The 26,332-nt window shown below is 64.4% G+C and carries 24 protein-coding genes; 14 read left to right on the plus strand and 10 right to left on the minus strand.

Annotated features, from left to right (window positions below; translation table 11 throughout):
• Positions 1-159: 159 nt before the first annotated feature.
• From NKJ18_RS24055 to speB, 8 genes are all read right to left on the minus strand, one after another.
• The gene (locus NKJ18_RS24055; RefSeq protein WP_023671272.1) at positions 160-963 is read right to left on the minus strand and encodes an ABC transporter permease; all 804 of its coding nucleotides are present in this window, start codon (positions 961-963) and stop codon (positions 160-162) included.
• Entirely contained in the window at positions 960-1,814 is an 855-nt protein-coding gene (locus NKJ18_RS24060; protein WP_023711357.1) for an ABC transporter permease, read from the minus strand. Before NKJ18_RS24060 ends, NKJ18_RS24055 begins: the two co-directional genes overlap by 4 nt.
• The gene (locus tag NKJ18_RS24065) at positions 1,811-2,848 is read right to left on the minus strand and encodes an ABC transporter ATP-binding protein (RefSeq protein WP_023671274.1); all 1,038 of its coding nucleotides are present in this window, start codon (positions 2,846-2,848) and stop codon (positions 1,811-1,813) included. The genes NKJ18_RS24060 and NKJ18_RS24065 overlap by 4 nt, the downstream gene beginning before the upstream one ends.
• Positions 2,849-2,925: 77 nt before the next feature.
• Positions 2,926-4,014 carry an ABC transporter substrate-binding protein gene (locus NKJ18_RS24070; RefSeq protein WP_502906176.1) on the minus strand — a complete coding sequence of 363 codons (1,089 nt, stop codon included), beginning with the start codon at positions 4,012-4,014 and terminating at the stop codon, positions 2,926-2,928.
• Positions 4,015-4,082: 68 nt separating this feature from the next.
• A complete protein-coding gene (locus NKJ18_RS24075) occupies positions 4,083-4,730 on the minus strand; it encodes an amino acid ABC transporter permease (protein ID WP_352759962.1) in 648 nt (215 codons plus the stop codon).
• On the minus strand, positions 4,727-5,383 hold the full coding sequence (locus NKJ18_RS24080; RefSeq protein ID WP_352759965.1) for an amino acid ABC transporter permease: 657 nt from the start codon (positions 5,381-5,383) through the stop codon (positions 4,727-4,729). The genes NKJ18_RS24075 and NKJ18_RS24080 overlap by 4 nt, the downstream gene beginning before the upstream one ends.
• Before the next feature lie 6 nt (positions 5,384-5,389).
• Positions 5,390-6,184, minus strand: coding sequence for a transporter substrate-binding domain-containing protein (locus NKJ18_RS24085; RefSeq protein ID WP_352759967.1), 795 nt, complete (start codon positions 6,182-6,184; stop codon positions 5,390-5,392).
• Between the two features lie 83 nt (positions 6,185-6,267).
• Positions 6,268-7,329, minus strand: a complete 1,062-nt coding sequence (gene speB / locus NKJ18_RS24090) for an agmatinase (RefSeq protein WP_023700439.1) — start codon at positions 7,327-7,329, stop codon at positions 6,268-6,270.
• 212 nt (positions 7,330-7,541) lie between these two features.
• Here speB and gcvA point away from each other — a divergent pair, with 212 nt between their 5' ends.
• From gcvA to NKJ18_RS24130, 8 genes are all read left to right on the plus strand, one after another.
• A complete protein-coding gene (gcvA, locus tag NKJ18_RS24095) occupies positions 7,542-8,510 on the plus strand; it encodes a transcriptional regulator GcvA (RefSeq protein WP_352759970.1) in 969 nt (322 codons plus the stop codon).
• Positions 8,511-8,679: 169 nt separating this feature from the next.
• The gene (pncB, locus tag NKJ18_RS24100) at positions 8,680-9,984 is read left to right on the plus strand and encodes a nicotinate phosphoribosyltransferase (protein ID WP_023683568.1); all 1,305 of its coding nucleotides are present in this window, start codon (positions 8,680-8,682) and stop codon (positions 9,982-9,984) included.
• Between the two features lie 191 nt (positions 9,985-10,175).
• On the plus strand, positions 10,176-11,618 hold the full coding sequence (locus NKJ18_RS24105; protein ID WP_352759972.1) for a hypothetical protein: 1,443 nt from the start codon (positions 10,176-10,178) through the stop codon (positions 11,616-11,618).
• A gap of 152 nt (positions 11,619-11,770) precedes the next feature.
• Positions 11,771-13,075, plus strand: a complete 1,305-nt coding sequence (locus tag NKJ18_RS24110) for an ABC transporter substrate-binding protein (RefSeq protein WP_352759975.1) — start codon at positions 11,771-11,773, stop codon at positions 13,073-13,075.
• Positions 13,076-13,233: 158 nt separating this feature from the next.
• Entirely contained in the window at positions 13,234-14,115 is an 882-nt protein-coding gene (locus tag NKJ18_RS24115) for a branched-chain amino acid ABC transporter permease (protein ID WP_352759977.1), read from the plus strand.
• Positions 14,112-15,074: a branched-chain amino acid ABC transporter permease gene (locus NKJ18_RS24120; protein ID WP_352759980.1), complete on the plus strand. Its 963-nt coding sequence runs from the start codon at positions 14,112-14,114 to the stop codon at positions 15,072-15,074. Before NKJ18_RS24115 ends, NKJ18_RS24120 begins: the two co-directional genes overlap by 4 nt.
• Positions 15,071-15,796 (plus strand): ABC transporter ATP-binding protein, encoded by a 726-nt coding sequence (locus tag NKJ18_RS24125; RefSeq protein WP_352759983.1) that lies wholly within the window; start codon positions 15,071-15,073, stop codon positions 15,794-15,796. The genes NKJ18_RS24120 and NKJ18_RS24125 overlap by 4 nt, the downstream gene beginning before the upstream one ends.
• On the plus strand, positions 15,793-16,560 hold the full coding sequence (locus NKJ18_RS24130) for an ABC transporter ATP-binding protein (protein ID WP_352652460.1): 768 nt from the start codon (positions 15,793-15,795) through the stop codon (positions 16,558-16,560). Before NKJ18_RS24125 ends, NKJ18_RS24130 begins: the two co-directional genes overlap by 4 nt.
• Positions 16,561-16,685: 125 nt before the next feature.
• Here NKJ18_RS24130 and NKJ18_RS24135 read toward each other — a convergent pair whose 3' ends face one another.
• Both NKJ18_RS24135 and pncA read right to left on the minus strand, forming a co-directional pair.
• Complete coding sequence (locus NKJ18_RS24135; RefSeq protein WP_050587082.1) at positions 16,686-18,053, minus strand: sodium:proton antiporter; 1,368 nt, start codon at positions 18,051-18,053, stop codon at positions 16,686-16,688.
• A gap of 85 nt (positions 18,054-18,138) precedes the next feature.
• On the minus strand, positions 18,139-18,753 hold the full coding sequence (gene pncA, locus NKJ18_RS24140; protein WP_023683560.1) for a bifunctional nicotinamidase/pyrazinamidase: 615 nt from the start codon (positions 18,751-18,753) through the stop codon (positions 18,139-18,141).
• Positions 18,754-19,035: 282 nt separating this feature from the next.
• Here pncA and NKJ18_RS24145 point away from each other — a divergent pair, with 282 nt between their 5' ends.
• The 6 genes from NKJ18_RS24145 to NKJ18_RS24170 are packed head-to-tail and all read left to right on the plus strand — an operon-like array spanning position 19,036 to position 26,331.
• On the plus strand, positions 19,036-19,899 hold the full coding sequence (locus NKJ18_RS24145) for an FAD binding domain-containing protein (RefSeq protein ID WP_023745842.1): 864 nt from the start codon (positions 19,036-19,038) through the stop codon (positions 19,897-19,899).
• Between the two features lie 11 nt (positions 19,900-19,910).
• Positions 19,911-22,874, plus strand: coding sequence for a molybdopterin-dependent oxidoreductase (locus NKJ18_RS24150; protein WP_352839348.1), 2,964 nt, complete (start codon positions 19,911-19,913; stop codon positions 22,872-22,874).
• The gene (locus NKJ18_RS24155) at positions 22,871-24,412 is read left to right on the plus strand and encodes a 6-hydroxynicotinate reductase (protein WP_352759987.1); all 1,542 of its coding nucleotides are present in this window, start codon (positions 22,871-22,873) and stop codon (positions 24,410-24,412) included. The genes NKJ18_RS24150 and NKJ18_RS24155 overlap by 4 nt, the downstream gene beginning before the upstream one ends.
• On the plus strand, positions 24,412-25,296 hold the full coding sequence (locus tag NKJ18_RS24160) for a UPF0280 family protein (protein ID WP_352759989.1): 885 nt from the start codon (positions 24,412-24,414) through the stop codon (positions 25,294-25,296). Before NKJ18_RS24155 ends, NKJ18_RS24160 begins: the two co-directional genes overlap by 1 nt.
• Positions 25,289-25,873: an amino acid synthesis family protein gene (locus NKJ18_RS24165; protein WP_286440592.1), complete on the plus strand. Its 585-nt coding sequence runs from the start codon at positions 25,289-25,291 to the stop codon at positions 25,871-25,873. Before NKJ18_RS24160 ends, NKJ18_RS24165 begins: the two co-directional genes overlap by 8 nt.
• Complete coding sequence (locus NKJ18_RS24170; RefSeq protein ID WP_023671294.1) at positions 25,870-26,331, plus strand: MarR family winged helix-turn-helix transcriptional regulator; 462 nt, start codon at positions 25,870-25,872, stop codon at positions 26,329-26,331. The genes NKJ18_RS24165 and NKJ18_RS24170 overlap by 4 nt, the downstream gene beginning before the upstream one ends.
• The last annotated feature ends 1 nt before the right edge of the window (position 26,332 follow it).

A 26,332-nucleotide genomic window follows, 5' to 3' on the forward strand; every position in this document is an offset into this window, starting at 1 on the left:
CTTTCGAGGAGCACTTAGGTTCACCCCTGAGTCCGAGATGAGGCGCGAAGCTGCCGCCTGCGCGAGTGCATAGGGTGCACTCAGCACCTTCATGGCATTGGTGGTCTGAGCAGCGATCGAGGGGTGCTGTACTGGTGCTGTTACTTAGAATGATTGCGCTCAGCTCCCGTCGGACGACATCGCGCCGAGCAGTCTGCGTATATCGCCGAACCTGGCGATCGAGCCGAACACCAGTGCCGCCACCGCGACGAAGAACACCGACACCGAAGCCATGGTCGGTGTGTAGCCGTAGCGCAGCGCGTTGAAGATCTTGATGGGCAGCGTCTCGGTGGTGAAGCCGATCGTCATGTAGGCGACGATGTATTCGTTGAGCGACAAGACGAAGGCGAAGGCGTAGCCCGAGACGAGGTAGGGCAGGATCAGCGGCAGCACCACGGTCTTCAGCACCGTGCGGTCGTCGGCGCCCATGGTGGCGGCGGCCTCTACCAGCGAGCGGTCGATCGAGGCAAAGCCCAGCGACAGCGTCACCAGCGGAAGCGTCACGAAGAAGATGGCGTGGCTGATTATGGCGGTGAAGAACTGGCCGAACAGCCCGACCGTCGCCCAGAAGGAGAGGAAGCCGAGCGCGGTGATGACCGGCGGCAGGATGAAGGGGGCAAGCCCCAGCACCTGGAAGATGTTCGCCCATGGCGCTATGCGCCGCCACAGGAACCAAGCCAGCGGCAGCGCGACCGCCACGGCAATCGCCGCCGAGCAGACGGCCAGCGTCACCGAATGGATCAGCGCCAGCCGCCATTCCGGATCGGTGAAGATCTGGGCGTACCAGGCGAGCGAGAAACCGACCGGCGGGAAGGAGAGCTCCTGGCGCGAATTGACCGACACGCCGGCGACGACGATCAGCGGCGCCGCCAGGAACAGCGCGACGATGGTGAAATAGACACGGCGCAGCAAGGTCGCGGTCATAGGGCGTTCTCCCTTCGTCCGACGAGCAGTGTCAATCCGACCAGCGCCAGCGAGATCAGCACCAGGAACACCGCCATTGCGGCTGCGAACGGCATGTTGGACTGGTAGATCGCCTGGTCGGTGATCAGCACCGACAGCGTCCAGTGCTGCGGCCGTCCCAGAATCTGCGGCAGCAGGTAGGAGCCGAGGGCGAACACGAAGACCATGATCAGCGTCGCCACGATGGTGTTTCTGAGCGCCGGCGCGACGACGTTGAAGAAGGCGCGGATCGGCGAGGCGCCGAGCGTGCGCGCTGCCTCGAGCAATGTCGGGTCGAGGCGCACGAGGGCGGGGTACAGCACCAGGATCGTATAGGGCAGCGCCTGGTAGACCATGCCGGTCAGCACCGCGCCAAAGGTCGGCAGCAGCGCCACCGGCTTGTCCATCAGCCCGATCGCCACGAACAAATTGGTGATGCCGGCGGTGCGCGAAAACAGCGTCGACCAGGCAAAGCCGATAATGACTTCCGACAGCGACAGCACCGACAGGAGGCCGACCAGCCACAGCGTCTGCACGCGGCGCGGCCGACGGGTCAAAAGGTAGGTGAAGGGGAAGGCGATGGCGACGCAGCAGACGGCGACCAGCACCGCCAGCATCAGCGAAAAGCCGAGCACGCCGCCGAAGAACACCGACAGGAAGCGGGCGTAATTGTCGAACACGAAATCCGGCGTGTAGAAACCGGACGGGTTGCGTTTGAAGAAGCTGACCGCGATCATCGTCGAGAACGGCACGACGAAGAAGACGACCAGCATCAGCGCCGGAAAGAACAGCGGCGTGTAGTCGGCTATCGACTTCGGGGCTTCGCGTCTCATGCGCCGAGCACCACGCAGCTTGCCGGCGGCAATGTTACGCCGACCTTGGCGCCGACCGGCACGTCATGCCGCTCGCGCGGCGTCGTCACCGCAATGATGCTGGTGCCGCCGACGTCGACGAAGGTCTCGATGGTGCCGCCGAGATCGCGCACGAAACTCACCTCGCCGGTGATGGCCGAGCCGCCGGGGCTGCCGAGATGCACATCCTCGGGGCGGACCGATACAGAAGCTTTGGTCTGACCCGCCGGCATGGCAAGACCTGGAATGGCTGTGCCCAGAATGGTGGTGCGCCCGGTGCTGTCGATCTCGGCCGGCAGCAGATTGGTGATGCCGATGAAGTCCGCGACGAAGGCGTCGGCCGGCTTGCGGTAGATCTCGATTGGCGGCGCCGCCTGCAGGATCCTGCCGTGGCCCATGACGACGACCAGGTCGGCCATGGTCATGGCTTCGCGCTGGTCGTGGGTGACGACGATGGTGGTGATGCCCAACCGCTGCTGCAACTGGCGCAGTTCTACCTGCATGGCCTCGCGCAGTTTGGCGTCGAGCGCCGACAGCGGCTCGTCGAGCAGGAACAGTTTCGGCGACAGCGCCAAGGCCCGCGCAATTGCCACGCGCTGGCGCTGACCGCCCGATAGTTTGGCCACCGGACGGTCGGCAAAGCCGGTCAGATGGATGAGGCCCAGCAACTCGTCGACGCGTTTCTTCTGCTCCTCCTTCGAGGCGCCGCGAATGCGCAGCGCATAGGCGATGTTGTCGCCGACGGAGAGATGCGGAAACAGCGCCAGCGACTGGAACACCATGCCGAGATTGCGCTTGTGCGTCGGCAAAGGCGTGATGTCCTCGCCGTCGAGCACGATGGCGCCGCTGGTCGGCTCCTCCAGTCCGGCAATCATGCGCAGCAGCGTGGTCTTGCCGCAGCCCGACGGGCCGAGCAGACACACGAACGTGCCATGCGGCACGTTGAGCTGGACATTGTCGACGGCGGCGAAGTTGCCGAATTTTTTGGTGACGGCGTTGATGTCTAGTCCGGACATGCTCATCCCTTGGAGGGTTTGCTAAGGGGCCGCCGGACTATGCCGGCGGCCGCTGTGGTTCAGACGGATCGAACGGCTCAGCCGACGATCAGCTCGGTCCACTTCTGGTTGATCCAGTCGGCCTTCGACGTATAGAGGTCGTAGCGCGGGATGATCGGATCGATATCCGACGACACGGCTGCGAACTCTTCCGGCTTGAGGTCGAGCACCTCTTTCTTCAGCGTCGGCGTGGTTCCGACCTTGCGCGACATCAGGCCCTGCATCGACGGCTGGCTCATATAGTCGATGAAGGCATGCGCCTCGTCGACCTTGGTCGAGGCGCGCGACAGCACCCAATTGCCGGAATCCTGGATGCCGCCTTCCTTCGGGAAGGTCGAGCGGACATGGAAGCCGTCGGCGACCGCGAGGCCGGTGACGTCGTGATAATACTGGCCCATCGGGATCTCGCCCGACTTCAGCGCCTGCTCGAACTGCGCCTCGTCGCGATACCACAGCCGGACATTCGGCTTGAGCTCGGCGAGCTTTTCGAACGCCTTGTTCAGTCCGTCCTCGGTGTCGAGCGCATTGGTGCCGCCCAGGAAGGTCTTGGCTGTCACTTCGAGCAGGAACGAGTTCGAGGCAAGTGCCAGAAGGCCAAGCTTGTCCTCATTGGCCTTGTCCCACAGAGTCTCCCATGAGGTCGGCGCATCCTTGTAGACGTCGGTGTTGGAGACCAGCGTGATCCACCAGGCGACGGCGCCGATGCCGGCGACCCGGCCATCCGGATATTTGTTGACGAAGCGCGGCAAGAGGTCGTTGTAGTGCTTGAACTTCGACGTATCGAGCGGCGTCCACAATTCGGTCGACTGGCCCTTCAGCGTCGAGGTCTGCGACATCATCGAAAGGTCGGCCGGCGCCTGGCCGGCCTTGGACGCCTGTTCGAGCTGCACCAGCCAGGCTTCGCCGGTCGGCTCGGCGACCGATTCCACTGCAATGCCGGTGGCCTTGGTGAAATCTGGGAAGACGTGCTCGTCGAAGGATTTCTTGAAATAGCCGCCATAGACGCCGACCTTCAGCGACTTGTCCTGCGCGCGCAGGATCGACGGCATGGCGAGCACGCCGGCTGTAGCGAGGCCCGCACCAAGCACGCCGCGCCGTGTCAGGGATTTTCCAATCAGTCTGTTCATCTGGTTTCTCCTCAGTTGATGCCGTTCTATTCCGGCAGGTTCCCTTCACGCACTGTCGCCGCCTGGCGTCAGTGGGCCGCCGCTCGTTGTTCGAGCGTACGGGCGTATTGCGTCAGTGGAAAGCACATGACGAAGAAGATCAGCGCCACCAGCCCGTAGACCTTGAACGGTTCGAAGGTGGCGTTGTTGATGGCGTTGGAGGTTCTGACCAGCTCCTCGAAGCCGATGATCGAGGTCAGCGCCGTCGATTTGATCAACTGCACCAGGAAGCCGACGATCGGCGCCCTTGTGATCGAGAACGCCTGCGGCAGGATGATCAGCCTGAGCTCCTGCAGACGGTGCAGCCCAAGGCTGGCGCCAGCGTCCCACTGCCCGCGCGGCAGCGCATCGACGCCGCTGCGCCAGATCTCGGCCAGATAGGCGCTGGCGAAGAAGGTCAGGCCGAGCACCGCTGCCGTCCATGGCTCGATGCGCAGGCCGAGCATCGGCAGGCCGAAGAACATCAGGAACAGCTGCATCAACAGCGGCGTTCCCTGGAACAGGGCGATGTAGCCGGAAGCGACCCGCTGGCTCCATTTATTCTCTGCGATCCTGAAGAACAGCACGATCAGCCCGACCAGCGCCCCGCCGACAAAGGCGGCCAGCGACAACAGCACCGTCCAGCGGGCGGCGAGCAGCAGATTGCGAACGATGTCCCAGAGGGTGAATTCGATCATGTGACACCTGCCCCCAATACGCGGCGCCCGCCTGTGACCAGCAGCCGGCGCAAGGCCATGGACAGGACGAGGTAGACCACGGTCACGACGAAATAGGTTTCGAAGGACCGGAAGGTGCGGGCTTGCAGCATGTCGGCCTCATAGGTCAGCTCGCGCACGGCGATCTGCGACACCACGGCCGATTCCAGCATCATGATGACGATCTGGCTGGTCAGCGCCGGATAGATCACCTTGAGCGCCTGCGGCAGCACGATCTTGATGAAGACCTGGCGCGGTCTCAAGCCCAGTGCAAGCGCTGCTTCCGTCTGTCCGCCGGGCACGGCATCGAGACCGGCGCCGACGATTTCAATGGTGTAGGCCGCCATGTTGAGCGTCATTGCCAGCATGGCGGCCAGGATCGGGTCGAGCCTTATGCCGAGGCTGGGCAGGCCGAAGAAGATGAAGAACAGCTGCACCAGGAACGGCGTGTTGCGCATCACCTCGACATAGACCGCGATGGCGCGCTTCACGAATACCGGGCCGTTGCGCCGGCCGGCAGCGCCCAGGATGCTGAGCAGCGTGCCCACGAGCGTGGTCACGACGATCAACAGAATCGTCGTGGCCGCGCCGCGCGCGATGTCGCCCACAGCACCTGGGAGCCAGGCAAAGGCCACGAGAACTCAATCCTTGAGGTTGTCGGGATTGAGCGGCGTCTTCAGCCAGGCCTTCGAGCTCTCATCGAGCTTGCCGTCGGCCAGCATCTTGGCAACCGCATCATTGACCGCCGTCTTCAGCCGGTCCTCTTTTTTGTTGAGGCCGATATGCGAAGGCGAGGTCAAAAGCTGGAACTTCTGCTCCGGCTTCAGCGCGTCCTGCTTGGCCAGCACCTGCGCGCCGACATCATTGCCGACCACCATCAGCTGGGTCTGGCCGGAGATGAAGGCCTGGATGACGGAGTTGTAGTTGTCGAAGCGCTTGATGTCGGCCGATGACGGCGCCGCTTCGGTCAGCGACGTATCCTCCAGCGTGCCGCGATTGACGGCGATCGACTTGTCGGCGAGGTCTTCCTTGCCTTTGACCGAAAGCGCTGCCGGACCGATGACGGCGATGTAGTAGGGCGCGTAGGCGGCGGCGAAATCGATGACCTCCTCGCGCTCCTTGGAATAGCCGACGCTCATCAGGATATCGACGCGCTTGTCGGTGAGATACGGGATGCGGTTCTGGCCGGTGACGCTGACCAGATTGAGCTTCACCTTAAGTGAATCGGCGATCGCCTGCGCGACGTCGACGTCGTAACCCTTGATGCTCATATCGGCGCTGGCCGAGGAGAAGGGCGGAAAGTCGGAGAAGATGCCGACATTGATGGCGCCGGCCTTGGTGATGTCGTCGACGGCGTCGGCATTGGCCTGGGAGGCGAAGCCGAGGCCGGCGAGCATCAGCGCAGCGGCGATAGTTGATTTCATATGGATTGTCATTGGTATTCCCCTTCTGGAAGCTTGTTTGTTTTGGAAACGGCCGCCGGCTCCAGCGCGGCGGCCGCCTTTGCATGTGAAATCCGTCAGGCCCCCTTGCCGGTGATCGCCGGGCTGAACACCATCAGGCTCAGGATCTCGAACAGAACCTGGGCGCCGACATGGGCGGTGTTGGTGGTCGCGTCATATTGCGGCGCCACCTCGACGACATCGCCGCCGACAATGTTGAGGCCTTTCAAGCCGCGCAGCAGTTCGAGCACCTCGCGCGTCGTCAGGCCGCCTATTTCCGGCGTGCCGGTACCCGGCGCGAAGGCCGGATCGACACTGTCGACGTCGAAGGAAATGTAGGTCGGGCCGTCGCCGACTATTCTGCGCGCCTTCTCGATGATGGCCGGAATGCCGAGACCCGTCACCTCTTCGGCATGCACGACCGTCATGCCGGATTCATAGGTGAACTCCCACAGATACTCCGCCGAGCCGCGGATGCCGATCTGGATGGTGCGGGTGGGGTCGAGCACGCCGTCCAGCACCGCGTTGCGGAACGGTCCGCCATGATGGAACTTGGTCATGTCGAACAGCCCGCTTGTGTCGCAATGAGCGTCGATGTGGATCATGCCGACCGGCGCCTTTTTGCCGACCGCCTTCAGGATCGGATGGCTGATCGAGTGGTCGCCTCCGACCGAGAGCGGCAGCACGCCGGCATCGACGATCTGGTTGGTGCGGCGCTCGATATCCTCGTGGCTGATCTCCAGCCGGTAACGGCTGCGGAACGGCGTATCGCCGATGTCGGCGACGCGAAGCTCATGCGTCGGCGCGCATTCCAGCACATGATTGTAGGGGCCTATGCGCTCGATGGCGCGCAGCGCCCTGGGTCCAAAGCGCGAGCCGGGCCGGTTGGTGACGCCGAGATCCATCGGCACGCCGATGATCGCCACCTGCAAATCGCCGAAATCGGGATTGTCGGCTGCGATTTCGCGATAGGGCGCGGCGAGGAAGGTCGGGATGCCGGCATAGGGCGCGAGTCGGGTGCCGCTCTTGGAGAAGATCTTGTCGGCGACCTTGCGGAACTTCGGGTCGAACATCTCGCCGCCATGGCTCTCGCCATACTTGCGGCGCAAGGCTTCCAGCTTGCCTCTGTCATAACCCATGTCGGTCTCCTCCTGCGGGCTGATGCATGCGGCCGTGGCGACATCTGCGAACTGACCATCATCCGGCCGGGTCGCTGTCCCGCTGGCTGCCTGTAGATTTCACGTCATTGATGCTGTTGACCTGCCAAAGTGTCCGGCAGCCGCATTGAAAAATCAATTGATATTGTTACGGTGCTGATTGTGAGAAAATCTCACAGAGTATCCGGTTGCTCATGGCCAAGCGTCTGCCCCCCTTGAATCCCTTGCGCGCCTTCGAGGCGACGGCGCGGCATGCCTCGCTGACCAAGGCGGCGAGTGAGCTCAACGTCACCCACGGCGCAATCAGCCACCAGATCAAGGCGCTCGAGCAATCACTCGGCGTAAAACTGTTCGAACGCACCGGACAGCGGGTAAAGCTCACCCCGCACGGCGCCGAATTGCTGCCGGCGGTCTCGACCGCCTTCGACGGCATCGCCGCCGCCACCCAGCGCATGACCAGGCCAGCCAGCGCCGGTACACTGTCGGTGTCCTGCGTGCCGGCGCTGCTGCTTCTGTGGATGACGCCGCGGCTCGGCAGCTTCATGGCGCAATATCCTGATATCAGGTTGACGCTGATCCCGTCCAACGACCCCAAGGACATCCGCGCCCCACAGGTCGATGTCTGCGTGCTCTATGGCGACGGCAGCTGGACCGATTGCTGGATGCGCAAATGGTCGGGCCTCGAACTGTTCCCGGTGGTCAGTCCGACGCTGATCAACAACCGGCCGCTCCGCATCTGCCGGGATCTTGCTGGCCATGTCATCCTGCATGGCGATGATGGCCGCGAATGGCACACCTGGCTGGCCGCCGCCGATGGGCTCGACCTCGAACGTGGCTGCCGCCACCATCTCGGCGACGCCCGCACCGCGATCGAAGCCGCGGTGCACGGACATGGCGTGGCGCTCGGCGATTCCGTCACCGCCAGCATGCTGCTCGCCAGGGGCCTGCTGGTGGCGCCGTTCAGCCTGTCGGTGCCGGCGGTCGATGATTTCTACGTCGTCTGCCGCAACGAGATGCGTTCGGCGCCTATCGTGCAATTGTTCGTCGACTGGCTGTTTGCCGAAAAGGAACAGGCCGACAGCCGGGCCGACGCGCCGGTGGCCGGCCGCATCGGCAGCCGCCGGAAGCGTCCGGCGCTGCGGGTGGTGGGCGCCAAGAGTTGAGGCTGGACCGGAGCGGCTGCTTTTTGTCGGGCCAGCCCGGAAAGCGGGAGGCGCTTTCAAAAATTCAATGCTAATAAGCTCTTGCCCGGCAATTCCAGGAAAACTGTGCGGCGGTTTCCCGTCCGGAATTGCGTAAGAAAGACGTGAGCAGCGAAGGCGACGGCAGGACATGGCAAGAACCGATATAGCGCGGCGCGTCTACAACCACACCTGGAAGCTGGACCCGATCGTCCGCAGCCTGCTCGACACCGATTTCTACAAGCTTCTGATGCTGCAGATGATCTGGGGCATGTACCCCAAGGTCGACGCCACCTTTTCGCTGATCAACCGCACCACCTCGGTGCGCCTGGCCGACGATATCGACGAAGGCGAATTGCGCGACCAGCTCGACCATGCCCGCACGCTGCGCTTCTCCAAGAAGGAGATGATCTGGCTCGGCGGTAACAATTTCTATGGCCGCAAACAGATCTTCGAGCCGGAATTCCTCGCCTGGCTGGAAGGTTTTCGGCTGCCCGACTACGAGCTCTCCAAGCGCGACGGTCAGTACGAGCTCTCCTTCAGCGGTCCCTGGATGTACACCACCCTGTGGGAAATCCCGGCGCTGGCGATCATCAATGAGCTTCGTTCCCGCGCCGCCATGCGCGCCTTCGGTCCCTTCGCGCTTGACGTGCTCTATGCACGCGCCAAGGGGAAGATGTGGGCCAAGACCGAACGCTTGAAGGCGCTGCCTGGCATCCGCATCTCCGATTTCGGCACCCGCCGCCGCCATTCCTTCCTGTGGCAGCGCTGGTGCGTCGAGGCGCTCAAGGAAGGCATTGGCGAAGCCTTCACCGGCACCTCCAACGTGCTGCTGGCCATGGACAACGACCTCGAAGCGCTCGGCACCAATGCGCATGAGCTGCCGATGGTTTTTGCCGCCCTTGCCAAGTCGGAAAAGGAATTGAAGGAATCGCCCTACAAGGTGCTGCAGGACTGGCAGCGCTATTACGGCGGCAACCTGCTGATCGTGCTGCCCGACGCTTTCGGCACCGCATCCTTCCTGCGCGACGCGCCGGACTGGGTCGCCGACTGGACCGGCTTCCGCCCCGACAGCGCGCCGCCGATCGAAGGCGGCGAAAAAATCATCGACTGGTGGCGCGAGAAGGGCAAGGACCCCAGGCAGAAGCTGCTGATCTTCTCCGACGGTCTCGAGGTCGAAACCATCGAGGAGACCTACAGGCACTTCAAGGGCAAGGTGCGCATGTCCTTCGGCTGGGGCACCAACCTCACCAACGATTTCGAAGGCTGCGCGCCGACCGAAACCAACAGCCTCGATGCGATATCGCTTGTCTGCAAGGTGACGGAGGCCAATGGCAGGCCGGCGGTGAAGCTGTCGGACAATCCGGCGAAAGCGACGGGCGACAAGAAGGAGATCGAGCGCTATCTCCGGATTTTTGGGGCGAAGGACCGCGTGGAGCAGCTGGTCAAGGTTTGAGGGTCGGCGGGTGCCTTGCTGGACGAAATGGAAATCGCGATAGCGTGAGTTCCCGCCCACCCCCCTCTGTCCTGCCGGACATCTCCCCCGCAAGGGGGGAGATTACCCCGTCATCTCCGCCTTCGCTAATCTCCGACGTTGCAAAGGAAGCGCCGGCAGGGCAACTGCCAATCTCCCCCCTTGAGGGGGAGATGTCCGGCAGGACAGAGGGGGGCGTCGTAGAGCGCGGCTGTCACCGGCCAACCCTTATCACCACCACCCTCACACTCCTCCCCACCCCTGCCTTCGCGCACGCCTCCGACCGCGGCCACGTCCTCCTCCTCCCGACCGGCTACTACATCGCCGGCGGCGCGCTTGCCGTCGCGGTAAGCTTCCTCGTCCTCGCCCTGCTGCCACCCGCAACCCTCGACCGCTTCTGGCGCCGCCGCCTGCCGCTCTTCCCATTCGCCGACACCGCCCGCACAATCATCAGCCTCATCTCCTTTGCCGGCTTCGCAACCCTCATCGCCGCCGGCCTGTTCGGCAGCCGCGACCCGCTCTCCAATCCGCTGCCCCTGATCATCTGGACGCTGCTCTGGGTCGGCCTTGCCATCGCCCAAGGCCTGTTCGGCGATCTCTGGTCGTGGCTGAATCCATGGTATGGCCCGTGGCGGATCGTAAGCCGCCTGTTCAAGCTTCGTGGCGGTGAGGGACAGAAATCGCGTTTGCCTTCATGGCTCGGCCGCTGGCCGGCCGTTATCCTGTTCTTCGCCTTCGCCTGGTTCGAGCTGATCGACCCGGCGCCCGACGATCCGGCGCGGCTGGCCTATGCCGCCGGCCTCTACTGGTTGCTTACCTTCATCGCCATGCTCGCCTTCGGCTACCGCAATTGGAGCCGGCGCGGCGAATTCCTGACGGTGTTCTTCGCCATGGTGGCGCGCTTCGCCATCGTCGAGCGCGATGAACACGGGCGGCTCGCTCTCTGCTGGCCGGGCTCAAAACTGCTCGGCGCGGCATCCCTGCCGGCAAGCGGCGTCGTTTTCCTACTGCTCAGCCTGTCATCGGTGTCCTTCGACGGCCTGTCGAAAACCTTCTTCTGGCTCGGCCTGTCCGGCATCAACCCGCTGGAATATCCCGGCCGCACCGCGCTCATCGGCATTAGCAGCTTCGGCCTCGTGCTGACCTTCGTCCTGCTGGCGGCGGCATTCCTGCTGGCCGTCATACTCGGCCAGCGCCTCGCCGGCAGCCGACATTCCCTCCGCGAGGCCGCCGGGCTGCTGGTGTGGTCGATCGTACCGATCGCGCTCGCCTATCATGTCGCGCACTATCTGACGGCGCTGCTGGTCGACGGCCAGTATGCGATTGCCGCTTTGTCCGACCCGTTCGCGCTGGGATGGAACCTGTTCGGCGCCGCCGACATGCAGATCGAGGCCGGCATCGTCGCCGGGGCCCACTCCGCCTGGTGGCTGTGGAACCTGCAGGCCGGCATCATCATCGCCGGGCACATGCTGGCGGTGCTCGTTGCCCATGGACTGGCCTGGCGACTGCACCAGATGCCATCGCGCGCCGCCCTCAGCCAGTTGCCGCTCACCATGCTGATGATTGCCTACACGATCTTCGGCCTGTGGTTGCTTGCCACGCCGACGGCCGGATGAGACAAGCTGATCAACATGCCTTTGCGGAAAGCCCGCTTGCAAGCTCTGTGCTTTGGTGATTTAGTTTGTACACATGCAATTTCTGCCCCTCCTGCAAGGGAGTGGCCTTGCCTCGTTACAGACAGTCAAAACTCAAAAACAGGGGAACTGCCGTGACTGACAAGAATGGGTTTTTCGATCTCTCCAAATCCACCCTTAGCCGCCGCACCGCGCTGAAAGGTCTCGCCGCCGGCGCCGGGCTGACGCTCGCGCCCGGCTTCGTCCGCTACAGCCAGGCGCAGAGTTCAGCGCCAATCAAGATCGGCTTCCAGTCGCACCGCACCGGCATCGGCGCCGCCTATGGCCGCTGGTATGAAAAGACCAGTGCCGCCGCGGTCAAGGCGATCAACGATGCCGGCGGCATCAACGGCCGGCCGGTCGAACTGGTGATCGAGGATGACGGCACCGATCCCGGCCGTGGCGCCGAGGTGGTCGGCAAGTTCGCCACCCAGCACAAGACCGACATCGTCTTCGGCACGCTGTTCTCGCATGTGGTGATCGGCTCGGCGCCGGCCGCCGGCGAAAACAAGATCCCTTATTTCGTCGTCAGCGAAGGCCACCACGTCGCTTCGACCAAGCTCAACCGCTACGTCTTCCAGCCCGGCATCACCGATGTGAAGAGCCAGATCCAGTCGATGGCGCCATGGATCGCGGCCAATGCCGGCAAGAAGGTGACGCAGATCTTCCCCGATTTCGCCTTCGGCTACGACCATCGCGACTACCTGCCGCCGGCGCTGAAGGCACAAGGCGCCGAGGTCATCGCCCAGATCGCCATCCCGCCGACAGAGTCGTCTTTCACGAAATACTTCCCGCAGATACCCGCCGAGACCGAAGTCATCTACCACGTGATGGTCGGCCCGGCCGTGCTCACCTTCGTCAAGGAACTCGGCGAGTTCTACGGCTCCAACCGGCCGCAACTGTTCGGCTTTATCGATTCGCTCGAAGCCACCGACATAAATAGCCCCGGCCTCGAATTTTTGGACGGCAGCCATTTCTGGGAAGGTTCGCCGCGCTATGCGCAGGCCAATGACTCGGCCGCGCAGAAAGCCTACCGCGCCGCCGTCGGCATCGACGACAATGGCGCTGCCGTCGGCGACCCCAAGGACGTCTCCACCGCCGCCCACATGTTCGGCTGCTGGGAGACGCTCTATGTCGTCAAGAAGGCGATGGAAGACGCCGGCTACAAAGGCCCGGAAGACCGCGCCAAGCTGGTCGAGGCGACCGAGGCGCTGACCGAATTCGCCGAAGGGCCGGAGCATCCGCAGGGGCCGAAGACCTTCAAAGGCAAGATCCACCAGTGTTTTGGCATCCAGAACATCTCCAAGGTCGAAGGTGGCAAGCTGAATGTCGTCCACAAGACCAAGATCGAGGACGGGCTTTACGAGGCCGAAGGGGATTATACGACGCAGGCGCTGTGAGGCGCCTTACCCTCCCCCTTGTGGGGAGGGTCGGCACGCAAGCATCGCACTTTTGCGAAGCTTGCGAGACGGGGTGGGGGTCGCGACGGCCCGTGCCCAACCCCCACCCGACCGCTGCGCGGTCACCCTCCCACAAGGGGAGGGTAAGGGCGCCCTGAATGCATTTCGGACCCCACCTCCTCCTCGCCGCCCTCGAAGGCCTTGTCACCTCCGCCGTGCTGGCGCTGACGGCGCTTGGGCTGTCGCTGGTGTTCGGCGTCATGCGCGTCGTCAACGTCGCCCATGGCGAGTTCTTCATGCTGGGCGCGGTGCTGGCCTGGGCGATCTCGACGGCGATACCCGGCCATCCCACGCTCGGCTTCCTGGCGGCGCTGGTGATTGCGCCGCTGATTGTCGGCGCCATTGCGCTGGTAGCCGAGCGGCTTGTGCTGCGCCGGGTCAATTACAATCCGGAAGCCACCATCGTCGCCACGATCGGCATGCTCTACATCATCCAGCAGCTGGCGTTGAGCTTCTATGGCCCGGAAGCGCGCCCGGTGGAGCCGCCCTTCAGCTACCGCATCCTTTTGCCCTGGTTCGGCTATTCCGGCTACAAGCTGTCGATCATTGCCGCTTCGGCCCTTCTGCTCATCGCCACCTGGCTGTTGCTGACGCGCACCAAGATCGGCCTCATCATGCGCGCCACCCAATATGACAGCGAGACGGCGCAGGCCTTCGGCATTCCGGTCGCCCGCGTCTATGCCGGCGTCTTCGCGCTCGGCGCCATGCTGGCGGCCATCGCCGCCGTGCTGATCGTGCCGATCAGTCAGGCGCACTACCTGATGGGGCAGGACCCGCTGCTGTTGTCCTTCATCGTCGTCATCATCGGCGGCCTCGGCTCGCTGCGCGGCACGGTCGTCGCCGCCGTGCTGATCGGGCTGTCCGACGGCATCATCTCGGTGTTCTTCTCGCCGACTTTGGCCAAGATCATCGCCACGCTGCTGGTGGCCATGGTGCTGGTGTTCAGGCCGCAAGGCCTGTTCGGGCAGGCGCCGCGATGAGCGAAGCTTCGCCGGCAAAAGCCTATGCTCTGCACATCGGCGCCATCGCGCTGCTGTTCGCCCTGAGCTTCGTCCTGCCGGATTATCATCACGGCCTCGTCGCCCGCATCATGGTGCTGGCGGTGTTCGCCATGGGCTACAACATGCTGTTCGGCTATGTCGGCCTGCTCAGCCTCGGCCACGCCATGTTCTTCGCCGCCGGGCTCTATGGCGCTGGTCTCGCCGTCATCCATCTCGGCTGGAACGTGCCTTTGGCTTTCCTCGCCGGCATCGCCTGCGGCGCGCTGCTGGCACTGGTGATCGGCCTGCTGGCGCTGCGCACCACCGGCGTCGCCTTCATGATCGTTACCATGATGTTCGCGCAGGTGTTTTACCTCGTCATCCTCTATTTCGCCGCCTGGACCGGCGGCGACCAGGGTCTGGTCGTGCCGCAGCCGGCGCGGGTTCTGGCCTTCGGCGCGACATCGCTCGACCTAACCAACCCGACCGTGCGCTACATGAGCGCGCTGGCGCTGTTCTCGGTCGTGCTGCTGATCACCCTCGCCATCGTCCGCTCCCGCTATGGCCGCGTGCTGGTCGCGGTGCGCGAGAACGAGGAGCGCACGAAAATGCTGGGCTACGACACCTTCTCCAACAAGCTGATCGCCGTCGTCGTCTCCGGCACCATCTGCGCCGCCTCGGGTGCGGCCTATGCGCTGCTGTTCGGCTATGTCGGCTCGAGCTTTGCCTCGGTGCAGTATTCCATCCTGCCGCTGCTCTGGGTGCTGCTCGGCGGCGCCGCCACGACGCTGGGCGCGCTGCTCGGCACGGTGTTCATGTACTATGTCATCGACACCGCCAGCGGCTACACCTCCGCCTATCTCCTGATCGTCGGTATTGCGCTCATCCTGCTGGTGCTGTTTTTCCCCAAAGGCATTCTGGGCACCATCCGCCAGCGCTGGCTCGGGTGGCTCCCATGATGCCGTTGCTGACCACCAAAGGCCTGGCGCGCAGTTTCGGCGGCCTGCGCGCCGTCGACGGTGTCGATTTTCAGCTGATGCCGGGCGAGATCCGCGCCGTCATCGGCCCCAATGGCGCCGGCAAAACCACCTTCGTCAGCCTGGTCAGCGGCCGCATTCAGCCATCGTCCGGCATGATCGTCTTCGACGGCGCCGACATCACCAGCCAGCCGGCCTATCTCAGGGTGCGCCGGGGCATCGCCTACACCTTCCAGATCACCAGCGTCTTCGCCAACCTCTCTGCCTACGATAATGTCGCGTTGCCGGTGCAGCGCACGCTGACCGATGGCCGCTCGAAAGGTGCGGTGCGCACCGGCGTCATGGCCGCGCTGGAACGCACCGGACTTGCCGGCCGCGCCCATATGCCGGCCGGCCAGCTTTCCTACGGCCACCAGCGCCTGCTGGAAGTCGCGATGGGCCTGGCGCTTAAGCCGCGGCTTTTGATCCTCGACGAGCCGACGCAGGGGCTGGCCGACAGCGAGATCGACAATTTCATCGGACTGGTGCGCGAGATTGCCAAGAGCGCCACCGTGCTCCTGATCGAGCACAACATGCCGGTCGTCATGCAGCTGGCCGACCGCATCACGGTCTTCAACGCCGGCAGGATCCTGGCCGAAGGCTCGCCCGAACAGGTTCGCGCCAACACACAGGTGCAGGAAGCCTATCTGGGGACGGCGCCATGAGCGAAGCCCCCAAGACTGAGGCCCCCAAGACTGAGGCCCCCAAGACTGAAGCCCACAAGACTGAAGCGCTGACCATCTCCAGGCTCGATTGCTTCTATGGCGAGGTTCAGGTGCTCTACGAGCTTGATCTCGTGCTCAACAAGGGCGAGGTGCTGTGCCTGTTCGGTCGCAACGGCGCCGGCAAGACGACGGCGCTGAAAGCAATCATGGGGCTGGTTCCGTCGAGCGCCGGCTCGATCCGGCTCGCCGGCAAGGAATTGACAGGCCTGCCGGCGCATGAGGTGCCCAAGGCCGGCGTCGCCTATGTACCGCAAGGCAGGCGGCTGTTCGCCGAGATGACGGTGGCGGAAAACATCGAGATCGGTCTGATGGCGCGCGGCAAGGGCAGAGCGACGCGCGAGAGCGTGCTCGATCTCTTCCCGCTGCTGCGCCAGCGGCTGCGCCAGCGCTCCGGCACTTTGTCCGGCGGCGAGCAGCAGATGCTGGCCATGGCCCGTGCGCTTTGCCTTGAGCCGCAGGTGCTGTTGCTAGACGAGCCGACGGAGGGGCTGATGCCGTCGATGATCGCCAAGATCCGCGAGACGGTGGTGAAGCTGCGTGAGCTAGGTGTCTCCACCATTCTGGTCGAACAGCGCGTCGACGCCGTGCTGTCCGTCGCCGACCGCGTCTGCTTCATCGAAAACGGCCGTAACCGCGAGACGGTGGATGTCGAACAGCTTCGCGCCGATCCGTCGGCGGTGCGCCGATATGTAGGCGTCGGCTAAGATTACCCTCCCCCTTGTGGGGAGGGTGGCTGCGAAGCAGCCGGGTGGGGGCGGCACCGACCCCCACCCGGACCTTCGGTCCGACCTCCCCACAAGGGGTAGGTAAGGGCCCAGCGCCCTTCGCATCACGCAAAGAACAAAAAACCCGCAATCAGGAAAACCGGGATCAGCACCAGGCCCGACCACGCCATGTAGCCGAAGAAGCCCGGCATCTTCACACCGCGGTGTCGGGCAATGGCGTAGACCATGAAGTTGGGTGCATTGCCGATATAGGTGTTGGCGCCCATGAACACCGCGCCGGCCGAGATCGCGGCCAGCGTCGAGGCCGCCTCCGTCATCAGGTGCCGCGCGTCGCCGCCTGCGAGTTCGAAAAACACTAGATAGGTCGGCGCATTGTCGAGGAAGGACGACAGCCCGCCGGTCAGCCAGAAATAGGCGAGATCATTGGGCTGGCCGGTGGGTGACGTCACCAGCGCCACCAGCGGCGCCAGCGCGCCGTCATGGCCGGCGCGAAGGATGGCAATGACCGGCACGATGCAGATGAAGATGCCGGCAAACAGTTTTGCCACCTCCGCGATCGGGCCCCAGGTGAAGCCGTTGGCCTCGCGATGGCTCTTGAGGGAAACGACAAGCGACAGCCCGGCGAGCGCCAGGATGATGGCATCGCGCACCAGGTTCTGCAGTTCGAGGCCGACGCCGAGGATGGAGAAAGTCACGCCCGGCTTCCAGGCAGCTGAAAGCAGGATCGCGGCAATGACGCCGGCCAGCAACGGCAGATTGGCCAGGCCGCGAAGGCGCACCTTCGTATCCGGAGTCGGATCCTTGATCTTCGGCGCGCCGCCTTCACGGCGATGCAGCATGATGTCGATGGCCAGGAAGACAAGCAGCACCAGGCCGCCGGTAAACAGCGTCTCGAGCCAGAGGTTCGCCGACGTCCAGAAGAAGTCGACGCCGCGCAGGAAGCCGACGAACAATGGCGGGTCGCCCAAGGGCGTCAACGAGCCGCCGATGTTAGACACCAGGAAGATGAAGAAGATGACGACATGGGCGTTGAACTGCCGGTTGTCGTTGGCGCGCAGCATCGGCCGGATCAGGATCATCGAGGCGCCGGTGGTGCCGATCACCGAGGCCAGCATCGCCCCGACGAGCAGCAGCCCGGCATTGACCAGCGGCGTGCCATGGATGTTGCCGGCGACAAGGATGCCGCCCGAAATGGTGTAGAGCGCGAACAGCAGGATAATGAAGGACATGTATTCGGTGAGCAGCGTGTGCAGCACGGCTTCACCGGCTACCGGAACGCCGAATGCAACCATCAGCGGGATGACCGCCAGCGCTCCCCAGCCGGCGGCGATCTTGCCGTAATGATGCTCCCAGACATGGTGGAACAGCAGCGGTCCGGTGGCGATCGAGAGCAGCAGGCCGGCGAAAGGCAGCGCCCACCACAGCGACATGGCAGCATCGGGCAGGCCGCGGGTCTCGGCCGCGAAGGCCATTTGCGGAGACACAGCGGAAGCGAGTACACCTGCCGCGAAAGCCTTCCCCAACTGTGTGCAGCCCCCTCGATGCGTCACGATCCAGTCACTCCGAGATCGGGTCTTCGAGCTTCACCCCGGCATCGCGCATCCTCTTCAGCATCGCCTCGACCGAACCGTTTAGATCGATGCCGCGGCACGCGTCGAGCCGCACCGTCGTCTTGAAGCCTTGCTTGACCGCGTCGAGGGCCGAAAAGGCAACGCAGAAGTCGGTCGCCAGGCCAACCAGGGTCACACTGTCGATGCTGCGCTCCTTGAGGTAGCCGGCGAGCCCCGTCGGCGTCTTGTGGTCGTTCTCGAAGAAGGCGGAGTAGCTGTCGATATCAGGGCGAAATCCCTTGCGGATTACCAGCTCGGCCTTGGTCCAGGCGAGCCCCGAGTGAAAATCCGAGCCGAGGCTGCCCTGGATGCAATGGTCCGGCCACAGCGTCTGCGGCCCATAGGGCATCTCGATCGCGCTAAAGGGCTGCGCCCCCGGATGGCTGGAGGCAAAGCTCGAATGTCCGGCCGGGTGCCAGTCCTGCGTCAGCACGACATGCTCGGCATGCCGAATCAGATCGTTGACCAGCGGCACGATTTCGTCGCCGCCGGCAACCGCCAGTGCGCCGCCGGGGCAGAAGTCGTTTTGCAGGTCGATGACAACAAGCGCTTCGTCGGCCATGGCGCCTCTCCTCTTCTAGTCTCGAACGGGGGATCGAGTGAAATACGCCGCTGATGCGACCGGATGCTGAAACTTGACCGGATGGCCGCCTGCGTCAACCTCTGCAAGCGTAAGAAATGCTTGGCGGCCGGGTTCCCTTAAACTCCGGCTTTGACAATTTCCGCCAGCTTGATATCATTTGCATACGAATGAATTTGGCCTGATCAGACATTGGCGGGGTTCGGGAAGACCCCACCTTTTGAAGGTCCCAATGGGAAGGCCTATTTTTTTGGAAGGCAAAGCGTGATCCGTTACGCGAAACCCGCCACGCTCGACGAGGCGCTCGCTCTGCTGGGCGAGGGCGCCTGGCGCGTGCTTGCCGGCGGCACCGATTTCTATCCGGCGCAGGGCGCCAAACCGTTCCGCGACAATGTTCTCGATATTAACGGCCTGGTCTCGCTGCGCGGCATTGCCGAGACCGAAACCCATTGGGTTTTGGGCGCCCGCACCACCTGGACCGACCTTGTCCGCCATCCATTGCCGGCGGCTTTCGATGCGCTGAAGCAGGCCGCGCGCGAAGTGGGCTCCCTGCAGATCCAGAATGTCGCCTCGATCGCCGGCAATCTCTGCAATGCTTCGCCTGCCGCCGATGGCGTTCCGGGACTGCTGGTGCTGGACGCCGAGGTCGAGCTGCGCTCTGCAGCCGCGACGCGTCATCTGCCGCTGCAGGAGTTCATTCTCGGCAACCGCCGCACCGCTTTGCTGCCGGGCGAACTGGTCACCGCCATCCGCATCACGAAGCGGGCCTCTGCCGGCACGTCGGCCTTCGTCAAGCTCGGTGCGCGGCGCTACCTCGTCATCTCCATCGCCATGGTGGCGGCGCGCCTCGTTGCCGAGAGTGGCATAGTCATGGAAGCCGCTGTCGCGGTCGGGTCCTGCTCGGCCGTCGCCAGGCGGCTCGCCGCTGTCGAAGCCGTGCTGGTGGGCAAGCCTGTCGGCCCGGCACTCGCCGATGCTCTCCTGTCCGCGCCGATGGCCGAGCTCTCGCCGATTGCCGACGTGCGCGGCAGCGCCGAATACCGGCTCGACGCAGCGCGCGAGCTTGTCGCTCGCGCCGTGCTGGGGGCCTGCGGGCTGACGAACGACAACAGCATGGTGGCGGCATGAGCCACTCTGAGATGATTGAAGCCCTGCCCGACCTCGTGCCGGGCCTCGGCATCGAGCGCGCCGAGATCGCCTTCGCCGTCAATGGCGCCGCCGTCTCGGTCAATGTGCCGCCGCTGCGCCGGCTGTCGCAGGTTTTGCGCGACGAATTGCAGCTGACCGGCACCAAGGTTGGCTGCGATGCCGGCGATTGCGGCGCCTGCACGGTGCTGGTCGACGGCGACGCCGTCTGCGCCTGCCTGATGCCGGCGGCCTCCGCAGCCGGGACGTCCGTAACGACCGTCGAAGGCCTCGCCGATGGCCGGCTCTCGGCTCTGCAGGCGTCCTTCCTGGCGCATGGCGCCGCGCAATGCGGCATCTGCACGCCGGCGCTGCTGGTCGCGGCAACGGCGCTGCTGGATGGCACGCCGAATCCGACCGAGACCGAGGTGCAGGATGCGCTGGGTGGCATCCTGTGCCGTTGCACCGGGTACAGAAAGATCATTGCGGCAGTGATGGATGCGGGACGGTTCGAGACGTCGACCGACGGCGCTGCCCCTCATCCGCCTGCCGGCACCCTCACCCCGTATAGTGACGGGGAGAAGGGAAGTGCTCCAGCGCCGACGCTCCCCGCTCCCCGTTCTTCACGGGGAGAGGGTAAGGGTGAGGGGCAGCGCCAACGTCATTCGTTGGAATTCAACTTTGAACGTAGAATGCCAACCACAGGGAATGCTGTAGGCGCCTCCCCGGTCCGGCTCGACGGCGTGCCAAAAGTCACCGGCGCTGAAAAATTCGGCGGCGATTCCTTTCCCGCCGATGCGCTGGCTGTGCTGGTGGTCCGCTCGCCGCATTATCATGCCGGCTTCGCCTTCGGCGACCTGGAGGGCTGGGTGAAGTCGCATCCCGGCATCGCCGGCGTCTTCACCGCCGCCGACATCCCGGGAAAAAACTGTTTCGGCGTCATCGGTCCGTTTGCCGACCAGCCGGCGCTGGCCGAAGGCTTTGCGCGGCTGCGCGGCGAGGCAGTGGCGCTGGTCGCCGGCGAGCGCGAGGCCATGCTCGATCTCGACCTCCAGGATTTCCCGGTCCGCTGGACCGAGCTGCCGCATTTTCTGCAGCCCGGCGACGCGCAGGCAGAAGGGGCTGCGCTCATCCACGCGAACCGCCCGGCCAATTTGTTGACCAAGGGCTTTGTCGAGCGCGGCGACCCCGAGGCGGCGCTTGGCGAGGCTGCTTACACGGTGTCCGGTGCCATCGACACCTCCTATGTCGAGCACGCCTATATCGAGCCGGAAGCCGGCCATGCCTACATGGACGGCGACACGCTGGTCGTCGTCGCCTGCACCCAGGCCCCCTATATGGACCGTGACGAAACGGCAAAGGTGCTCGGTCTTGCCGTCGACAAGGTGCGCATCGTGCCGACCGCGACCGGCGGCGGCTTCGGCTCGAAGCTCGACGTGTCGCTGCAGCCGCTCATCGGCCTTGTGGCACTGAAAACCGGCCGGCCGGCGGCGCTTGCCTACACCCGCACCGAATCGATGATGTCGACCACCAAGCGCCACCCCGCCGAGATGAAGGCGACCATCGGCACTGACGCCGAAGGCCATGTCACCGGCATGATCTTTTCCGGCGATTTCAACACCGGCGCCTATGCCAGTTGGGGGCCGACTGTCGCCAACCGCGTGCCGGTGCATGCCTCCGGTCCCTATGCGACGCCGAATTACCGCGCCGAAGGCCGCGCCATCCACACCTACGGGCCGATTTCCGGCGCCTTCCGTGGCTTCGGCGTGCCGCAGGCGACGATCATGCAGGAGACGCTCTATGATGAGCTTGCCGGCAAGCTCGGCATGGACCGGCTCGATTTTCGCCTGAGAAACTGCCTTCGGAACGGATCCGAAACGGTTACCGGACAGCGACTGGAGTCGGGAGTCGGTATTTTCGAGTGCCTCGACTCCTTGCGGCCGCATTGGGCTCGCGCGAAGGTCGACGCAGATACATTCAACAATGCCAATACGAGCAAAAAGCGCGGCGTCGGCATCGCGTCCTGCTGGTATGGCTGCGGCAACACCTCGCTGCCCAATCCGTCGACCATAAGGGTCGGTATCTCGCCAGACGGCGACGTCATCCTGCACCAGGGCGCCGTCGATATCGGCCAGGGCTCCAACACCGTCATCGCCCAGATCTGCGCCGACGCACTCGGCCTGCCGCTGGAAAAATTCAAGCTGAGAAGCGCCGACACCGCGATCAGCCCGGACGCCGGCAAAACATCGGCCTCGCGCCAGACTTTTGTCACCGGCAAGGCGGCCGAAAAAGCCGGCCGCGCCTTGCGCGAAAAGATCCTGCGTTTTGCCAATGTCTCGGAGAAAGCTGCCCTGCAATTGGACGGTCCGGTGATCGTCATTCGCGAGGGCGAAGCCACTCGGCGCATCGATGTCCCCGCCCTCGATGTCGATGCGGGCGGTTTCGTCTTCCGCGCCGAGGAGACCTACGATCCGCCGACGCTGCCGCTCGATGCCAAGGGCCAGGGCAAGCCTTACGCCGTCTATGGCTATGGCGCGCAGATCGCCGAACTCGAAGTCGATCTCAAGCTCGGCACGGTGAAGCTCTTGAAAATCACCGCCGCGCACGATGTCGGCAAGGCGATCAACCCGCTGCTGGTCGAAGGCCAGATCGAAGGCGGCATCGCGCAAGGCATCGGCATGGCGCTGATGGAGGAATACATCCCCGGTCGCACCGAGAATTTGCACGACTATCTCATCCCGACCATCGGCGATGTGCCTGAGATCGAGCACATATTGATCGAGGTTCCCGATCCGGAGGGACCGTTCGGCGCCAAGGGCCTGGGCGAGCATGTGCTGATCCCGACCGCACCCGCCATCCTCAACGCCATACGCCACGCCACCGGCGTTCTCATCACCAAGGTTCCGGCGACGCCGGCGCGCATCCGCGCCGCCATCCGCGAAAAAGATGGCATCCGCGACAAGGAGGCACGCCGATGAGCGAGCTTGCCGAACGCTTCGAAACCCACGATCCGGGCGAAAAGCTGGTGGCGGAAAAGATCCGCTGCGATGCCTGTCCGGTGATGTGCTACATCGCCGATGGCCGCACCGGCGCCTGCGACCGCTACGGCAATGTCGGTGGCCGCATCGTGCGTATGGACCCGCTGACCATCCTCGATCATGCGGCAGAGAGTGGCGCCGCGGTCGTGCCCTTCACCGCCGAGGGCGAGCAATGGGACGGCGAACTGGTCAACAACGGCCGCCGCTTCGTCACTGCGATCGGCGCCGGCACCACCTATCCCGACTACAAGCCGGCTCCCTTCATCGTCAGCCAGGAGGTCGAGGGGGTCGATCTGGTGACCGTGGTCACCGAAGGCATTTTTTCGTACTGCGGCGTCAAGGTGAAGATCGACACGGACCGTCATCTCGGCCCCGAAACGGCAATCGTGCGCGCGCAAGGCGAGCCGATCGGCCACGTCACGACAGGCGAATATGGCTCGCAGATGCTGTCGCTGGGCGGCGTGCATCATCTGACCGGCGGCTCCAAGGCCGAAGGCCGGGCAACCTGCGACGCGATGCTCAATCTGTGCAACCGCAAGCCTGTCGAACTGACCATCGACGGTGGCGCCACCATCATCGTCGAAGCCGGCAAACCACCTGTCATCGACGGCAAGCAGGAACATCGCATGCGCGTCGGTTGCGGCTCCGCCACCATCGGCATGTTCGCCACGCAATGGCGCGGCCTGGTCGACGAAGTGGTGGTGGTCGACGACCACATCACCGGCGTCGTCTCGGAGCATCAAGCCGGCAAGGTGCTGGGCTGGCAGGATACGGGGATAAAAATCATCGGCCGCCGTTCGACGCCGGGCCGCTACTTCAAGGTCTCCGAGCCCGGCCTCGGCTGGGGCGGCACAAGCATTTCCGACCCGCTGTCGATCCTCGGCGAATGGAATTCCAAGAAGGGCGCGCGTCCTGGCCTGTCGCTGTTGATGGTGTCGACCACTGGCGAGCAGTTCGCCTATTACGAGCTCGACGACGAGTTGAAGCCTGTGGAAAAACCGTTCCCGGACCGGTTGCAAAAATCGGTCGGCCTGATCGAGGACAATTGCGAACCGGCGCTCTGCACCGTGCTGTTCATCGGCGGCGCCGGCGGGTCGCTGCGCGCCGGGGTCACCGAAAACCCGGTCAATCTCACCCGCTCGGTGCAGGGCTTGAAGACCTATGTCACCGTCGGCGGCGCGCCGGTCTATGTCTGGCCGGGCGGCGGCATCACGCTGATGGTCGACGTCACGCGCGTGCCGGAAGGCGCGTTCGGCTATGTGCCGACCCCGGCCCTGGTGGCGCCGATCGAGTTCACGCTGCGCCGCGACGACTATGTCAGGCTGGGCGGCTACGAGGCCGAGATACGCAGCGTCGAGGATATTGTTGCCAAGGGCGGCGAATACCTCAATCCGCGTCGCGGCTCCGGGGCTGCCTGTCAAAATCCATGGCCGCCGCTGGCGCAGTTGCGCCGCGCCGGCTCGAACGGGGCCGCGTGATGCAAGGCCCGCAAGTCCACTGGCTGCAGGACGGCAAGCGGCTGCACCTCAACCACGGGCCGATCGACCTGATCGTCGAGGCCTTTGGTGAGGCGGCTGAGTGTCGTGCCGCCTACGATCAGGCGATCGAGCGCTTCCAGACGATCCTGATCGAGTTGGTCGAGGAGCTTCCCGAATTGCGGCTGCCGGCATTTTTCCTGGCGCCGCGCACCTTCGCCGGCCCGACCGCGCGGCGCATGGAAGCAGCCGTCATGCCGTTGGCGGAATGCTTCATCACGCCGATGGCCGCCGTCGCCGGATCGGTAACCGACGAAATGCTCTCGGCATTGCTTGCCGGTCGCAAGCTCGACCGGGCCTATGTCAACAATGGCGGCGACAGCGCCCTCCATATCGGCAAGGGCCAGTCGATGAACCTGGCGATCGCCGGCACCGGCAACGGCATGGCCGACCGCCTCACCATTCGCTCGGCGGACGGCGTGCGCGGCGTCGCCACCAGCGGCTGGCGCGGCCGTTCGTTCTCGCTTGGCATTGCCGACGCCGTCACCGTGCTGGCGCACACCGGCGCCGAGGCCGATGCGGCCGCGACACTCATTGCCAACGCCGTCGACCTGCCCGGCAATCCCGCCATCAAGCGCATTCCCGCGCAGGACTTGGCGCCCGACAGCGATCTCGGTGCACGGCTGGTGACACAAGCCGTCGGCATGCTCGCGCGTGGCGATGTGGAGCGGGCGCTGGACAATGGCCTTGCCGTCGCCGAAGATTTTCGCCGGCGCGGCCTGATTGCCGCATCGGCGCTGTTTCTAGGTGGGGAAGCGCGCATCAGTGGTTCCATGGCGCTTGCCGCGCCCAACAAAAATCCAGGGAAGGAAGTTGCCCATGCCTGAGTTTCCGATCCGCAAGATCGCGGTTCTGACCGAAGAGATCTTTCACGATGGCGGGCCGGCCGCAGCTGTGCCGCGCCGCCGCGCTGCGGCCGTGGCGCTGGTGAAGAACCCGTTCGCCGGCCGCTACGTCGAAGAACTGCAGAGCGCCATGGACGATCTGAAGCCGCTCGGCCTGCTGCTCACCGACAAGCTCATTGCCGCATTGGGCGGCGACATCAAGCAGATCGACGCCTACGGCAAGGGCACCATTGTCGGCTCGTCGGGGGAGCTGGAGCACGGCGCGCTGTGGCACGTTCCTGGCGGCTACGCCATGCGCGAGCGGCTGGGCGACGCCAAGGCGATCGTGCCGTCGGCAACCAAGGTCGGCGCCTTCGGCTCGCGGCTTGACGTGCCGCTCGGCCACACCAACGCCGCCTATGTCCGCAGCCATTTCGACGCCATGGAGGTCGGCCTCAGCGACGGGCCGCGTGCCGACGAAATCCTGTTTTGCCTCGCCATGAGCTGCGGCCCGCGCGTGCATGACCGCATGGGCGGCCTGGCTGCAGGCGACATCAAGGTCTGGGATGGCTTGCGATGAGCGGCGGGGACAATTTGCTGAAACTGGTCGAGGCCGAAGAGCCCGACGAACATGACTACCGCCTGCAGGAGCAGGTCGGCTTCATCCTGCGCAAGGCGCATCAGCGCCATGTCTCGATCTTTGCCGCCCAGATCAGCGACCTGACGCCGCCGCAATTCGCTGCACTTGCCAAGCTGCACGATGTCGGCGAGACCTCGCAGAACCAGTTGGGCACGCTGATCGCCATGGATGCGGCGACGGTCAAGGGCGTCATCGACCGGCTGAAGGCGCGAGGCCTGGTAGACCTGACCAAGCACGAGGTCGACAAGAGGCGGCTGCTGGTCAACCTCACGCCAGAGGGACGCGAGGCGATCGAACGGCTGATCCCGTTGGCCCGCGCCATCACCCAGGAGACACTGGCGCCGCTGACGGCCAAGGAAGCGGCCACGTTTATGCGGCTGCTAGCGAAGTTAGCCTGAT

Origin of the sequence: Mesorhizobium sp. M0217 (assembly GCF_040321955.1) — a bacterium.
In the GTDB taxonomy this organism is placed as follows: Bacteria; Pseudomonadota; Alphaproteobacteria; order Rhizobiales; family Rhizobiaceae; genus Mesorhizobium.